The sequence below is a fragment of the Nocardia blacklockiae genome (genome assembly GCF_015477355.1).
Taxonomy (GTDB): Bacteria; Actinomycetota; Actinomycetes; order Mycobacteriales; family Mycobacteriaceae; genus Nocardia; species Nocardia blacklockiae.
Genome location: NZ_JADLRJ010000002.1, coordinates 335,270 through 349,715, shown reverse-complemented (window position 1 = coordinate 349,715; position 14,446 = coordinate 335,270). Strand labels below are relative to the sequence as shown.

Genomic DNA, 14,446 nt, shown 5'->3' with positions numbered 1-14,446 from the left:
CGCCTACACCTGCCCGTATCGGCCGGCGCTGTCCTCGTCCTGCGTCTGGACCGTATTCGCCGCACCGGTGATCTTGTCGCCCGTGGCCTTCAGCCTGGCCGCGAGCCCCGCCAGCGCCGCGAGCGATTCCCCGACGCTGCCCGGCCCCGTGCCCTGCGGGTACTGCTTCTCGAATTCGGTACCGGGCGTGTCGGTTCCCCAGCACTTGCCCTCGGCCTCGATGCCCTCCCGCAACTTGGTCAAGGCGGTGTCGACGTGTTCGCCCAGCAGCTCGAACTGCGGCGACACCGCTCGCAGCCGCTCCGGATCGGCCCAGAAATGCGTCAACGGTCCTCGCTCTCTCGCTCCGACAGCCGAGCCCGCAACTCCCGCAGCCCCGGCGCGCCCGGCACGACTTCGTTCAGATCGGCCATCCCGTCGACGACGGTCTTGATCGGCGCGAGCACCTGCTCCCGCGCCTGCGCCGCCGCCTCCATGCCGCCGCGGATCGCGGCATTCAGGTCCTCGCTCAACAACTTCGGCGAACTGCGCCGGAAGGCGTCGTCGGCGATGGTGATGTCGGTGACCGTGCCGGACGCGTCCACCGTCACCCGGGCGAGGCTGTTCGGCGAGGTGGCGTGCACCTTCAAGGCCGCCAGCTTGCGGTTGATCTCGCCGAGCTGGCTCATCTCGCGGTCGTATTCGTCGTGGAAGGCGTCCAGCGCCGCGTGCAGCCCGGCGTTCGCGGACCGGATCTGCTGCCGCTCGTAGTCGTCCATGCCCTACTGTTCCTGTCCCGCGGCGAGTTTCGCGTCCTGCACCTCGCGCCACCAGGTGACCAGCTGCGATCCGCGCAACTCCAGGAACGGTATGCCCTCCGGATTGAACAGGATCGACATCCGTTCGTGCGGGCAGATCTCGTCGAGCACCAGCCGGCCCGAAATCGTCCGGCGCAGCCAGGGATTCGTCTCGGGCGGCAGCCGGTTGGCGGAGGTGTAGATGTCGAAGCCCCACTCGTCGCCGGTACGCCGCACCGGCATTCCCTTGAGACCCTGCGGATCGGCAGGACTGAGCAACGCGATCACCTCGCTGCGACTGAACGCGTCGACGAAATCACCGATGTTGCTGAACCCGTAGTCCATTCGCCAGATCACCAGTTCGAGCTCGTTGGCGATGTCGCGTTTGGCGTACTCGGGCGTCGGCACGAATTTCGGATTCAGCCGGGGCACGATCCCGCCCTTGTCGTCGGCCACGAAGCCGCCCAGGACGTTGGCCTCGGTGAGCGCGGACTTGTCGGCCCTGGGGTCCACGAACGGCTGCCACCCGCCGGGATTGGCGCGCGCCCACTCGTAGTCCTGCTCGGTGGGCCGGGGGAGAACGGGGACGTCGGCGCCCGGGTAGTCGGAGATGTGCAGTTCCTCGCGAAGCGCCCGGAAGCTGAGATTCATCGTTCCCCCTCGTCGTGCGTGATCGCCGTGCCGGTCTGCTGCGTCCAGAGCCTAGCCGCCCTCATCGGTCCCCCAAATCGATCTCGATCTTGACGCCGTCGGTGCGCCGGGGCGGCGCCGGTTCGGCCGGCGGCGCAGCGGTTTCGACCCGTATCTCGGCGGGCGGGTTCGGCACGGGAGCGGGCGGTAGTGGCCCGGCGAGCGAGAGTTCGGGGCCGAGTGCCGGTTCCGAGGCACCCTCGGGCGCTTCCAGCGTCGGACCGTCCCGGCCTGGCAGGTCGGTCCACAACGGCTGTGGCGGAACGATTCCGGTGCTGGAGCGTTCGTTGCCGGATCCGCCTTTTGCGCTGCCGCCCGCACCGCCGCCCATCGGCATGCCGGGCATACCGGCGGAGTTCGCCGCCATGGGCTGCGATTCGCTTGTGCCCGAACCGGTTTGCCCCGTCGACGACACCCCGTGCTCCGGGGTGCCGGTAGTCGGGACGGACGAGTGCTGCCCCGACGCGGGAACGCCCGATCCCGAGGCGCCGACATGGCCCGAAGGCCCAGGGGCGGAACCGCTGTGCCCCGAGGTCCCCTGCGCGGAGCCGCCAGGTGTTGATCCGTGCGTAACACCTTCCGCGGCAGCCGGTTCCGCCGACGGATCGCCACCCGGGGTGAAGAACGGCACGCCGTCCTTGATACCCACGGAATACTGCCGCGGCTTGCCGTCGGGACCGGTGAGCGTGGCGGTCACGGTGCCGTTGGGCGATTGTGTCACAGCCAGATTCGAGCCCGCGACATTGAAATTCGCCAGCGTCTTCGACCCCGCACCGGTGTCGGACGGCGACAAGCTGCCCCCGGGAACACCTCCGGCGAGACCGCTCAACCCTTGCTGGACAGCGGATTCCAACTGCCCGACGCCCTGCTGCACGGTCTGGGCGGCCTGCCCGGCCAGACTGGTCAGTGTTTGCAGCGGATTCGTCTGCGCAGCCGCCTGGACCCCAGCGGTCTGCGTGGTCGACGGACCGGGTTGCGAAGGCCCCGGTTGCGAAGGACCGGGCTGCGAAGGCCCCGGTTGCGACGGTCCCGGCTGCGAAGGCCCCGGCTGAGACGGGTCGCCCGCCGGGACCGGCGGCTTGTCGAGATGCCCCACATGATTCAGCGCGTCGATGACGACCTGCAAATACCCCTGCACCGCCCGATCGGTATCCGCGCACAGGGTGGAGTACGCCCGGAAATACCCCTCCACGCTCTCCCAGAAGTGCTGCCGCCAGAGCTGGCACAGCTGCTGCGCCTTGTCGTCGAACTCCGTATTGTCGACCGGGGACACCGAGGCGCCGGTGCCTCCGTCGGTGGAGGCGCGCGGCTTGTTCTTGCGTGGTGGCAGACCGGGATTGGGCCCGAAGGCCACACCCTCGGCCGCGATCTGTTCGATCCGCTCGCGCACCGAATCACCGATGCCCCGGCGGGCGGCATACAGCAGGATCAGCGAGACGTCGTCGTTGGCGGCGGCCGCGTTATCCGCATTGCGGCTGTTGATCGCCTTGCCGATACTCTCGCCGTTCATCATGTTCACGCCGTTGATGCGCTGCACCGACCCGATCGCCGCGAACGCCTCGGCCTTGCGTTGCAGGCAGCGCTTGATCTCGTCGACGACCGTGCCGATGATGCCCGGCAGCGCGTTCAATTCCGCCAGCGCGTCGGCGGACCAGGTGCCCAGCTTGGTGAGCTTGTCCTGCACCGTGGCACCGGTCGGCCCCTGCCAGTACCCCGCGAGCAGGCGGGTGGCCTGCTGCTGGTCGTCGTCGGCCTGCCGGATGCGCGGGAGTGCCTGATCGATGCGCTGCCCGGCGCCGAACAGATTGTTGAGCCGCATGTCGCGCTGCCGGAAATAGAGGGTGTCGATGCCCTTCTCCGTCGCCAGCGCGGGAATGTCGGCGGGCGGCTGTTTTCCGGTCAGGGCGTAGCGGGCCTGCACGAGGTGGAACCAGTGCAGCGTGTCGAGACCGCTGATCCCGCCGCTGAAGTCGAGAATGCCCGCCGCGTCGTCGCTCGCGCGGTAGTCGCCCTTGCTCGCGTCGACGGCGGCATCCACCGACACGCCCGCCTGACCGTACCCGGCCCAGGTGGCGGACTTCTTCTCGTCGGTGCCCGTGATGGTGACCCAGGAAGCCTCGACACCGCTGCCGAGACTGGGCTTGTCGGCCACGGACTACTTCCCGCCGGAGGTCAGATCGCCGGTGCCGTCGAAGGTCACCTTGCCGACCTCGCCGGCGAACTGCGCGTCGGTGTACTGCGCGTTGTCGGCGCTGTGGCGCAGCGCGTCGCCGAACGACGCACAGGCGCCGGACCAGTTGCGAACCATCTGGGTCACGTGCTCGAAGCCCGTCACGATGTCCTTCGCGAAGCGCTGGTAGTCGCTGCCGAGATCGCCGGGGGCGAGCATGGCGGCCCACGAATCCGCCGCGCCGGACAACGCCTGTGACGCGGCCGCGTACGAATCCGCTTGCTGCCGAACCCCGTCGGGGTTCATCCTCAACCAGTCACTCACCGGTTGCCCTCCCTCCGCGCATGTGCACTACTTCAGCCAGCTGTCGGGCGGGCCGTAGCCCTCCGCCCTCGCCTCGTCCTCGTCGGTCCAGTCGGTCGGCATCACATAGCCGTCCTGCCGGGGACGCCCCCGCTCGGCCGCGGACCGGGCCACGGACTCGCGCAGGAGGCGGTCGCGTTCTTCCCGCGCCTCCCGGGCCGCTTGCTCCTGCGGGGTTTCCGCCCCCGTCGCCGCGGCCGCCTGCTCGCCGATGCGGCTGGCCGCCTCCCGGGCCTGCGCCTCGATCTCGGCGGTGCGCCGCTCGACCTGCTGGACGGCGGCGAGATGATCGTGGGTGATGTCGTCCACGCGGACACGCCAATTCACACCGCACCCCCCTTCCTCGCATCGGGCCTACACCGCGAACCGGCCGAGCGGGCGGCTCGTCGCGCCGATCATCTCAGATCGACCGGGAGTGTCGCCAGCCGATCCGGACGCCTATTGCTCTCGCGTTGCCGGACAGCGGGTTTCGTCAGTAGTTGTTGGCCATCAGCGCGTAGGCGGCGGCGGTGCGGTACCCGACGTCCTGCTGACTGTCGGCGACGACGACCTGGACGTACCGGCGGTAGGGGATGTAGCAGCGGTAGGCGGCCTCGTCGCGGCTGTTGCCTTTGCTGTTGAGCTGCAGGCACTTCGCGCCGGGCACGCCGGCGGGCGCGGTGACCGGATCGTACTGCGAGCCGGAACCGGTGATCAGGCCGTTGATCAGGCGGGCGCCCGCGTCCGAGTCACGTACGCGCAGCACCGAACTCGTCTCGGCGATGGCGATCGCGTCCAGGCCCGTGTCCTCGACCAGGCGCTGGCGGGCCGACTCGTCGGTGGCCGGGTGCACGAAGGCCGGCGCGCCGAACACCGCGAACCGGTCGGCGTCGGCCTTCTGGTCGCGGTCGCGGACCACCGCGCGGGCCAGCAGCCGGTCCGGGTCCAGGGGGAGTTCGCTCAGGCGGTTCTGCGGGGTCGGCTGGAACCGGTCCAGCGCGGGCACCTGGGCGTCGAGCGTCTTCTGCACCCAGGCGAGCAGGTCCGGCTCCTCCGGGCGCGGGCGCTCGACGAACAGCGAGATCACGAATTCCCGATAGGCCATGAAGGTGCCGATGTTGGCGACGCCGGGCCGATAGTGGATGAACGCGTCCGGATACTGCGGCAGCGTGAGCTTCCGGTTCACGTCGGGCGCGACGCCGAAGTCGGCGTCCTCGAGTTCGCGGGCGGCCAGGGCCGCGGTCTGCGCGTCGGGGAAGCGCAGGACCAGGTTGGTGATCGCGGTGGCACCGGGCGCGGGCACCTCGGCCCGATCGGCGCCGCCGGCCACGTAACCCACCACCATGCTGCGCCGGTCCAGCACCGCCTTGGAGACTCCGGCGAGCAGATGGTCGGTGGCGTTCTCGCTGTCGGGCACCACGCGACCGCCCGCGCCGATCGACAATGCCGGATCGATGCGCACGGTCGGCACCACGGCCTGCGACATGCGCATGCCCTCCAGCAGCGCGCCGTCCCCGGCGGAGTGGCGGCTGTAGTCGTAGCGGTCGACGGCGTACGGCCCGACATCGAGGGTGCGCACATCCAATTCCGCCGCCAGCGGTGTGCCTTTCGCGCCGCACCCGGCCAGCAGTCCCGCCAGCGCGACGACTGCGACGACGAGTGGTGCACATGTTCTCCGGCGCATGAACCAGCCCCCGTTCCTCCCGGTGCTCGTATCAAATTACCGGACCGGAGGCGGGCGGGGGTCGGGTGCGAACGGTTTGCCTTAACCTGGTGCATGTGGTGACGACCGCGCAGACCCGACCAGGAGGCCGATTCCGTTGATGGATCGGCAGGTCGAGGTTGTCACCGGCAGCCATGTGGTGGTCCGCATCGCGGGCGCGGTGGTGCTGGTCGGGCACCGCGAACCCGGCCGCGTCACACCGGATTCCCCGGCGATGCGCGCCGCCGAGGCCTTGGCCCAACTGGTGGCCGAGGCGTCCGAGCAGGCGCCCGCCGGACCGGGTCGACTGGTCGCGCGGGAGGCGACGCGCTGGCTGATGCGCGATGCCGAGCAGATCAGTCCGGACCGGCCGATCGATCTGGGCATCCTGTCGCAGGCGGACACGGGCGGGCTGGCGATCTTCCTGCACGGCGCGGTGACCGCGATCCTGGTCGGGGAGCACGGCATCGAGCACTACCGCGGCGAGGACGCGGCGTTCACCGTCGACCGGGTGGCCGCGCCCCCGTCCCGCGCCGCGGCCCTCTACATCGACGACGACGGCGACGCCCCCGAAATCCCCGAGCGCGGCATCGGCGCACTGGTGGAGGGCGTGGCACCGGCCGCGGGCGTAATCGTCTGGTTCGAGGGCGAGCGGACCCGCGCGCGGGACCGGGTCCGTCCGCCCGGGGGCGCGCACCGGCGCACGGACACCGCGCCTTCCCCTGCCGAACCGCGCCCCGCGCCCCCCACCCGGCCGGAAGCCCAAGCGCACGAACACCTTCCGAACGCACCGAGACCGCTCCAGCGCGCAGGCGACGCACCCGGCTCCGGAGCCGCCGCGCTAGGCGCAGGCAGCGGCTCGGGCGCGAGCGCAGGGCCGGGCTTCGATCCGAGCACGGGCGCGGTCTTCGACCCGAGCACGGGGGCGGGCTTTGACCCGAGCACGGGGGCGGGCTTCGAGCCCAGCGCTGCTGCGGGCTTCGACTCGAGCGGAAGCGCGGCCGGAAAGGCGGTCGCGGGTGGCAGAGTCGGCGCGGATCACGGGTCGGGGCCGATCGCTGGGATCGGCTCGGGGGCTGCGGATCTCGCGGCGCGGCTGGCGGAGACGCAGTTGGGGCGGCCGGTGCCGCCGACTACCGAGACGCCTATGCCCGCAACGGGTTCCGAGCCGCTGGTGGGGGCCGGGGGGATCGATCCGGTGCCGGATCCGGATCTGGAGCGCCGGATGGAGGCGACGACGCGCGCCACCTCGCTGACGGTGAAGGTGGTCGGGTTCCGTTGTGCGCGAGCGCATCCCAGTGATCCGCGGTCGGCGTTCTGCACCGTGTGCGGGATGCCGGTGGACCAGACCCAGGCGCCGGCGGACGTGGTGCGCCCGCCGCTGGGCATGCTGGTGCTCGACGACGGCATGACCTACCTGCTCGCCGCCGACGCGGTGATCGGCCGCGACCCCGAGAGTTCCGACGCCGCCCGGCACGGCCTGATGCCGTTGAAGATCGAGGACACCTCGGGCGGCATGTCCCGCGCGCACGCCGAGATCCGCCTGGTGAACTGGGATGTCACGTTGGTGGACCGCGGCTCCACCAACGGCACCCGGGCCCGCCTGCCCGGCTACCACGACTGGATCCGCCTGACCCCCAACCAGCCCATGGTGCTGGTGCAGGGCGCGGAGATCATGCTCGGCAACCGGGTGCTGCGGCTCGAACCCGCCGCCCCGCCGCCCTTCGGCTGAACCTCAGCGCCCGGTGAAGCGCGGCGGGCGTCGCTCCAGCATGGCGCTGACGGCCTCCTGGTGGTCCTCGGTCCCGTGCGCGATGGCCTGCAGCGCGGCGGAGAGTTCGAGCAGGCTGTCCAGGCTCTGCCACTGCCCTTCGCGCAGCAGCTTTTTCGTCATCCGCAACACCTGCGGCGGATTGGCGGCGACCCGGTCGGCCAGCTTCCGGGCGGCGTCGAGCAGTTCCTCGGGTTCGACGACCGCCGAGACCAGTCCCCAGTCCAGCGCGGTCGCCGCGTCGATCGCCTCGCCGGTGAACGCCATCTCGCTGGCGCGCGCCATGCCGACCGCTCGCGGCAGCAGCCAGGCGCCGCCGTCACCGGGAATGATGCCGACCTTGGCGAAGCTCTCGGCGAAGGTCGCGGTGCGGGCGGCAATTCGCATGTCGCACATGAGCGCCAGATCGCACCCCGCCCCGACCGCCGGTCCGTTGACCGCGGCGATGGTCGGAATCTCGCAGTGGTACAGCGCTTTCGGGATGCGCTGGATGCCGTGCCGGTAGCCCTGCCGCAACTCGGCGGCGGATCCGCCGAACATCCCGGTCCGGTCGCGCATGTGTTTCACATTGCCGCCGGAGGAGAACGCGGTCCCCGCCCCGGTCAGGATCGCCACCCGCACCGAGGGATCGGTGTTGACGGCATGGACGGCCCGCTCCAGCGCGTCGACGGTCTCGGCCTCGGAGATCGGGTTGCGGGCCTGCGGGTTGTTGAGCGTCCACACGACGACGTCGCCGGTGCGTTCGATCAGTACGGGCTCGGTCACGACGGGTCCTCCTCGGTGGCGATGACGATCCGGACATCCACCGGAACTATGCCCGTTCCCGCGGCGACGACGGGATTGAGGTCCAGTTCCGCGATCTCGGGGTGGGCGGCGATTAGGTCGCCGACGTGCACGAGGAACCGGGCCAGCGCGGTGCGGTCGACCGCGGGCAGGTGCCGGTACCCGTCGAGCAGTCGCGAGGCGATCGTCTCCCGGATCATCTCGTGCGCCTCGAGTTCGGTGAACGGCGCGGCCCGGAAGGTCACGTCGGCCAGCGCCTCGACCAGCACGCCGCCGCTGCCGAACGCGACGACGGGCCCGAAGATCGGGTCGCGGGTGGCCCCGACGAGCAGTTCCACCCCGCGCGGCGCCATGGGCGTGACGATCATGCCGTCGATCCGGGCGTCCGGCACGGCACCGTGTACCGAGTCGATGATGTCCCGCGTCCGCGCGACGGCGTCGTCGGGCGTGACGTCGAGCCGCACACCCCCGGCCTCGGACTTGTGCACCACCTGAGGGGAGACGACCTTCACCGCGCACGGCCGGTCGAAACCGCGGACCGCCGTGCGGACCTCCTCCGGCGTGCGCGCGAAAGCCCAAGGGCCGATGCGTGTTCCGGCCGCCTCGAGCAGCTTGCGCGCGATCGGCTCGTCGAGCACGCCCGGCCGGGTGGCCACCGGCGGCGCGGGGTCGGGCACGACGAGCGACGAACGTCGACCGGCGCTCTCCAGCAGCCGCCCGCGCCGCTCCAGCGCGGCCGTGACCCGCACGGCGTGGTCGATCGAGGCGAGCACCGGCACGCCCGCGGCCCGCAGGATGTCGTGATTGTCGATCGCCGCGCCGGCGTAGCAGCTCTGCACGACCAGCGGCGTGCCGTGCGCGGCGTGGGCGGCGAGCAGCCGGTGCGCGGTCTCGTTCTCGGCGGCCTCGAGCGCGCTGTCGAACCGCAGGTGGTAGCCGCCGAACAGGCCGACGATCAGGATGAGCCCCACCGCGGGATCGGCCATCAGGATCTCGGCGGCCGCGGCGAAGACGGTCGGATCGGCGTCGGTGGCGCCCGCGACGTCGACCGGATCGGCCACGGTCGCGGCCGGACCGAGCAACTCGCGCAGCGCGGCCCGCGTCGGCTCGCTGAGCTCGGCCGGTTCGATCCCGCTCGTCGTGAGCGCGTCGACGGCCAGCGTCGCGTGCCCGCCGCCGTCGCTGAGCACGGCCACCCGCCGCCCGGGCAGCACCGGCGCGGTGGTGGCGAGCGCCCCGGCGACCACCGCGAGTTCGTCGGAGCGCTGCACCGTCTCCACCCCGGCCTGGCGCAGCACGGCGGTGGCCACCGCGTCGGAGCCTGCCACGGATCCGGTGTGCGACAATGCGTTCCGCTGTCCGGCGGCCGACCGGCCGCCGCGCAGCATCACGACCGGGGTGGCCGCGCGGGCCGCGGCGACGAGGAACGCCCGCCCGTCGATCAGGCCCTCGCAGTGCACGGCCACCGCCGCGCAGCCCGGTTGGGCGGCGAGTTCGGTCAGGCACTCGTCGTAGCGGACGTCGATCTGATTGCCGAGGCCGACGTAGGCGTGCAGGCCCGGCCCGCGCCCGGTGCGCACGTCGTTGACCAACGACAGCAGCATGTTCCCGCTCTGCGTGACGACGGCGATCGGCCCGCGCGGAATGTCTTGCAGCCCGACCAGATTCGCGCCGCTGTCGACGTTGGCGATACCCGAGGTGTTGGGTCCGATCACGCGGATGCCGCTGTCGGCGACGGCGGCGGCGAGTTCGGCCTCCAGCCGCTCGCCCGCCGCGCCGATCTCGCGAAAACCGTTGGCCAGCACCACCGCTCCCGCGATACCCGCGGCGGCGCACTGTCGCAGCACCTCCGGCACCGCGGTGCCCGGCACCGCGATCAGCGCGACGTCGACGCCGGGCGGCAGCCGGTCGACACTCGCGACGACCTCCAACCCGAGAATCTCGGCGGCCTTGGGATTGACCGGGTACACGGGGTGGGCGTACCCGGATTCCTGTAGCGCCCGGATGGCCTGGTAGCCGCGCTTGGCCGGATCGGTGGACGCGCCGACGACCGCGATGGACCGCGGATCGAGTAGTCGGCGCAGAGCGGTGCGTTCGGAGAGCGCGGTCGTGGCGGAGGATGTCATCGGCTCACCGCCCCCGGAAGACCGGGTCGCGGCGTTCGGCGAAGGCCGCCACGCCCTCGGCCCAGTCCTCGGTCTCCATGAGCGCCAGCAGATCTCGCGGCTCGCTGTCCAGGGCGATGTGCAGCGGATCGTCGCGGCGCAGCGCCGCCTTCATCCGGGCCAGGGCCAGGGGCGCCTTGGTGGACAGCGAATCGGCCAGGGCCGCAGCGGCATCGAGTAAGTCGTCGGCGGGCACGGCGGCGTGCGCGAGACCCCAGTCGAAAGCCTCTGCGCCGGTGAAGCGTTCGCCGAGAATCAGCAGATCGGTCGCGCGGCGCAGTCCGAGCAGCCGCGGCAGCCGGTGGGTGACGCCGCCGCCGACGAAGGTGCCGATGCTGACCTCCGGGAAGCCCATCCGGGCGTCGTCGGCGATCACGAGGAAGTCCGCGCTCACCGCCAGCTCCGCGCCCGCGCCGAGGGCGTAGCCGTGCACCGCGGCCACCACCGGGGTGGACATGGTCTGCAACTGCCGGCACACCTCCTGCCCGAGCAGCACGTAGTTCTCCCGTTCGGCGCGGGTGCGGGTCCCGGCGGCGTGTGCCTTCAGGTCCGCGCCGACGCAGAACGCGCGCCCGGCCCCGGTGAGTAGCACACACCTGACCTGCGGATCGTCGTCGGCGGTCACGAGGGCGTCGAGCAGGGCGCGGTAGAGCTGTTCGCTGACGGCGTTGAGCCGGTCGGGCCGGTTCAGCGTCAGCACCGCGACCTGTCCGCGGCGGGACACCAGCACGGTCGGGGCGTCGGTGGGTGCGTTCATCGCAGGGGATCTCCTCTGTCGAAACGGTCAGCGGGCAGCGCCGGCGACCGGTGTGGGCGTGAGCGGAAGGTCTCCGCCCGCAGGCTTTCTCGTGCGCCCGCCGCGGCGCGTGGTGAGCCACCGCGCCAGCAGCGAAATCGCGAAGTTGGTGGCGATGTAGATCACCGCGACCCCGACGTAGAGCGGCATGGAGTACTGGCTGCCGTAGTACTCGACCAGGGAGCGGCCCTGGCGCAGCAGCTCGGCGTAGCCGACGATGAAACCCAGCGAGGTGTCCTTGAGCAGGATCACCATCTGGCTGACCAGCACCGGCAGCATGGACGGAATCGCTTGCGGCAGCAGGATTCTGCCCAGCACGACGGCCCGGTTGAGCCCCATGGCCTCGGCCGCCTCGGTCTGGCCCCGGTCCAGAGCGAGGATGCCGCCGCGGAAGATCTCGCAGAGCACCGAGGAGTTGTAGGCGACCAGCGCCAGCACCACGATCTGCAACAGGCTCGGTTCGACGCCCAGGCGGGGCAGGCCCAGCGCCGCGAACAGCATGAGCAGCAGCAGCGGCACCCCGCGGAAGCCCTCGACGACGGCCCCGGTCGCCAGTCGCACGGGCCGATATCCCGACAGCCGCCCGGCCGCCAGCAGCAGTCCGGTCGCCAGGGCGATCACCATGGCCAGTCCGGCGGCCTGCAACGTGGCCCGGTAGCCCTGCCAGAGCGCTTGCGGCACACCGGTGTCCGGGTCGAGCAGGATCGCCCACCGGGCGCGCTCGAGCTGCCCGTGCGAGCCGAGCCGCAGCAGGATCGCGACGACGGCGAGCGCGGCGAGCAGGCCGGCGGCCAGGCCGATCAGCCGGGACCGGCGCAGCTCGTCCGGGCCGGGCTCGTCGTAGAGGAAGGAGGTGTTCATCGCGCGACCGCCAATCGGTGCTCGAGCCTGCGGAATCCGAAAGCGGACCCCAGGGTGATGACGAGATAGGCCGCCGCGATCCACAGCAGCGCCGGGACGACGGCGGCCGGGTCCAGGAAGTTGATCCGCTGCCCCGACGCCGTCAGTTCGAGCACGCCGAAACCGGCCGCCAGCGAGGTGTTCTTCACCAGCGCGATCCACACGTTCGCCAGCGGCGGCACGACGGCGCGCAGGGCCTGCGGGACGATCACGAACCGCATGTTCTCGGTGAACGAAAGCCCCAGCGCCCGTGCGGCTTCGGCCTGGCCGCGGCCCACGGTGTTGACCCCCGCGCGCACGGCCTCGGAGACGAAGGCCGCGGTGTAGCAGCCCAGCGCGACGATCGCCGCCACCGCGTAACTCGGAATGGTCAGCCCCAGCTGGGGCAGCACGAAGACGATCAGGAAGAACACGACCGTGAGCGGCGTGTTGCGGATCGTCTCGACGTAGACGGCTCCGGCGCGTTGCAGGAACGGCACCGGCGACATCCGCGCGACGGCGACGAGCAGCCCGGCGACCACGGCGAGCGCGCCGCCGCCGGCACTGAGCAGCAGGGTGGTGGCGAACGCCCGTGCCAGCAGGGCGGCGTTCTCGGTGAGTACGTGCATGATGGTGGCCCTCAGTAGGTGTCGAGATCCGGGGGTGGCGGCGCGGCGCCGAGGACGCGACCGGCGGTGTGGTCCCAGGCGGCCGCCCAGGTGCCGTCGGCGAAGGCGGCACGCAGCGTGTCGTCGACGAAGCGCACGAAATCGGCGCGGCCCCGGGCGATTCCGATGCCGTAGGGCTCCTGGGTGAAGGTGCCGGGCACGAGTTCGAAGGCGTCCGGGTCGAGGCTGCGCAGCCCGCCGAGAATGGTGTTGTCGGTGGTCATGGCGACCACCTGGCCGTTCTTCAGCGCCTCCGCGCACTTGCTGTAGCTGTCGAACAGCACGACGTGCGCGCCGGGCACCCGGTGGCGGACGTTGGTGGAGGACGCCGAACCCTCCACCGCGCAGACGGCGCGGCCGGTGAGGTCGTCCGGCGCGGCGATCTTTGCCGGGTTGCCGCGGCGCACCATGAACGCTTGCCCCGCAACGTAATACGGCCCGGCGAAGTCGATGATCTGCTTGCGCTGGTCGTTCATCGTGTACGTGGCGATGACGGCGTCGACGCGGCCCTGCTGCAGGAACGGTTCCCGGTTCGCCGAGACGGTCTCGACCCAGTCGATGTGGTCGGCCGGGATGCCGAGCCGCGCGGCGATCAGCTTGCCCATCTCGGCGTCGAAGCCCTCGGGTCGGCCGGTGATCGGGTTCTTCAGCCCGAACAGCGGCTGGTCGAACTTGGTGCCGATGGCGATCCGGCCGTCGTCGTGCAGCCGCCGCATCGTCGACCCGGCCGGGAAGTCGACGTCGGTGGCCACCGGCGGTCCGGAGTTCGACAGGTTGATCGGAGGCGCGCCGGAATCGCAGGCGGCGGTGAGGGTCAGCGCGGCCGCGGCGAGCAGCGCCGCGGCGAGGCGGATCGGTCGTCTCATGGCAGTGTCCTGGGAAAGGTTGCGGTGCCGGGCATCTCAGTGCTGGAGCACCCGGGCGAGGAAATCCTTGGCGCGGTCGCTGCGCGGGGAGGTGAAGAACTCGTCGGGTGTGGCCTGCTCGGCGAGGACGCCGTCGGCGAGGAACACCACGCGATCGGCGCTGGCGCGGGCGAAGCCCATCTCGTGGGTGACCACCACCATGGTCATGCCCTCGCTCGCCAGCACCCGCATGACGTCGAGCACCTCGCTGACCATCTCCGGGTCCAGCGCGCTGGTCGGCTCGTCGAACAGCATCACCTCCGGTTCCATGGCCAGGCCGCGGGCGATGGCCACGCGCTGCTGCTGCCCGCCCGACAGCTGCGGCGGGTACGCATCGGCCTTGTGCGCCAGGTCGACTCGCTCCAGCAGTGCGCGCGCCTTGGCCTCGGCCTCGGCGCGCGGCAGCTTGCGGATGCGGGTCGGGGCGAAGGTGATGTTCTGCAGCACCGTCATGTGCGGGAAGAGGTTGAACGACTGGAACACCATGCCGATGTCGGCGCGCACCCGCTTCAACCCCGCGCCCGAGGCCGGGAGCGGCTCGCCGCGGAAGGTGATGGTGCCGCCGCTGATCGTCTCCAGCCGGTTGATGGTCCGGCACAGCGTCGACTTGCCGGAGCCGGACGGCCCGATCACCACCACGACCTCGCCTTTGGCGATGTCCAGGTCGATGTCGCGGAGCACCGTGACGGCGCCGAAGGTCTTGGTCACCCCGCGCATCGAGATCAGCGGGGCGTCGGGTGCGGAGGTCGGTTCGGTGAGCGAGGTCGTTGTCATGGGCTGATCCCGTCGTGATCGGACG

The 14,446-nt window shown here is 71.3% G+C and carries 15 protein-coding genes; 1 reads left to right on the top strand and 14 read right to left on the bottom strand.

Annotated elements, in window-relative coordinates; genetic code table 11:
* Window positions 1–3: 3 nt before the first annotated feature.
* The 7 genes from IU476_RS07670 to IU476_RS36735 form a co-directional block, all read right to left on the bottom strand.
* Entirely contained in the window at window positions 4–327 is a 324-nt protein-coding gene (locus IU476_RS07670; RefSeq protein WP_195098155.1) for a WXG100 family type VII secretion target, read from the bottom strand.
* Window positions 324–758, bottom strand: coding sequence for a YbaB/EbfC family nucleoid-associated protein (locus IU476_RS07665; protein ID WP_195098153.1), 435 nt, complete (start codon window positions 756–758; stop codon window positions 324–326). Before IU476_RS07665 ends, IU476_RS07670 begins: the two co-directional genes overlap by 4 nt.
* A gap of 3 nt (window positions 759–761) precedes the next feature.
* Window positions 762–1,427: a hypothetical protein gene (locus IU476_RS07660; protein ID WP_195098151.1), complete on the bottom strand. Its 666-nt coding sequence runs from the start codon at window positions 1,425–1,427 to the stop codon at window positions 762–764.
* 61 nt (window positions 1,428–1,488) lie between these two features.
* The gene (locus IU476_RS07655; RefSeq protein WP_195098148.1) at window positions 1,489–3,618 is read right to left on the bottom strand and encodes a hypothetical protein; all 2,130 of its coding nucleotides are present in this window, start codon (window positions 3,616–3,618) and stop codon (window positions 1,489–1,491) included.
* Between the two features lie 3 nt (window positions 3,619–3,621).
* The gene (locus tag IU476_RS07650) at window positions 3,622–3,960 is read right to left on the bottom strand and encodes a hypothetical protein (RefSeq protein ID WP_195098145.1); all 339 of its coding nucleotides are present in this window, start codon (window positions 3,958–3,960) and stop codon (window positions 3,622–3,624) included.
* 27 nt (window positions 3,961–3,987) lie between these two features.
* The gene (locus tag IU476_RS07645; RefSeq protein WP_195098143.1) at window positions 3,988–4,326 is read right to left on the bottom strand and encodes a hypothetical protein; all 339 of its coding nucleotides are present in this window, start codon (window positions 4,324–4,326) and stop codon (window positions 3,988–3,990) included.
* Window positions 4,327–4,471: 145 nt separating this feature from the next.
* On the bottom strand, window positions 4,472–5,662 hold the full coding sequence (locus IU476_RS36735) for a DUF7373 family lipoprotein (protein WP_195098141.1): 1,191 nt from the start codon (window positions 5,660–5,662) through the stop codon (window positions 4,472–4,474).
* A 139-nt stretch (window positions 5,663–5,801) separates the two neighbouring features.
* Between IU476_RS36735 and IU476_RS07635 the strand changes: the two genes are divergently transcribed.
* Complete coding sequence (locus tag IU476_RS07635) at window positions 5,802–7,412, top strand: FHA domain-containing protein (RefSeq protein WP_195098699.1); 1,611 nt, start codon at window positions 5,802–5,804, stop codon at window positions 7,410–7,412.
* A 3-nt stretch (window positions 7,413–7,415) separates the two neighbouring features.
* On the opposite strand, the gene IU476_RS07630 is transcribed toward IU476_RS07635, so the two are convergent.
* The 7 genes from IU476_RS07630 to IU476_RS07600 are packed head-to-tail and all read right to left on the bottom strand — an operon-like array spanning window position 7,416 to window position 14,421.
* Window positions 7,416–8,216: a crotonase/enoyl-CoA hydratase family protein gene (locus IU476_RS07630; protein WP_195098139.1), complete on the bottom strand. Its 801-nt coding sequence runs from the start codon at window positions 8,214–8,216 to the stop codon at window positions 7,416–7,418.
* Window positions 8,213–10,360, bottom strand: coding sequence for an acetate--CoA ligase family protein (locus IU476_RS07625; protein WP_195098137.1), 2,148 nt, complete (start codon window positions 10,358–10,360; stop codon window positions 8,213–8,215). The genes IU476_RS07630 and IU476_RS07625 overlap by 4 nt, the downstream gene beginning before the upstream one ends.
* A 4-nt stretch (window positions 10,361–10,364) precedes the next feature.
* Entirely contained in the window at window positions 10,365–11,156 is a 792-nt protein-coding gene (locus IU476_RS07620) for an enoyl-CoA hydratase/isomerase family protein (protein WP_195098135.1), read from the bottom strand.
* 27 nt (window positions 11,157–11,183) lie between these two features.
* Window positions 11,184–12,056 (bottom strand): amino acid ABC transporter permease, encoded by an 873-nt coding sequence (locus IU476_RS07615; protein ID WP_195098133.1) that lies wholly within the window; start codon window positions 12,054–12,056, stop codon window positions 11,184–11,186.
* Entirely contained in the window at window positions 12,053–12,703 is a 651-nt protein-coding gene (locus IU476_RS07610) for an amino acid ABC transporter permease (RefSeq protein WP_195098131.1), read from the bottom strand. Before IU476_RS07610 ends, IU476_RS07615 begins: the two co-directional genes overlap by 4 nt.
* Before the next feature lie 11 nt (window positions 12,704–12,714).
* On the bottom strand, window positions 12,715–13,608 hold the full coding sequence (locus IU476_RS07605) for a glutamate ABC transporter substrate-binding protein (protein WP_195098129.1): 894 nt from the start codon (window positions 13,606–13,608) through the stop codon (window positions 12,715–12,717).
* Between the two features lie 36 nt (window positions 13,609–13,644).
* Complete coding sequence (locus tag IU476_RS07600) at window positions 13,645–14,421, bottom strand: amino acid ABC transporter ATP-binding protein (protein ID WP_195098127.1); 777 nt, start codon at window positions 14,419–14,421, stop codon at window positions 13,645–13,647.
* Window positions 14,422–14,446: the final 25 nt, after the last annotated feature.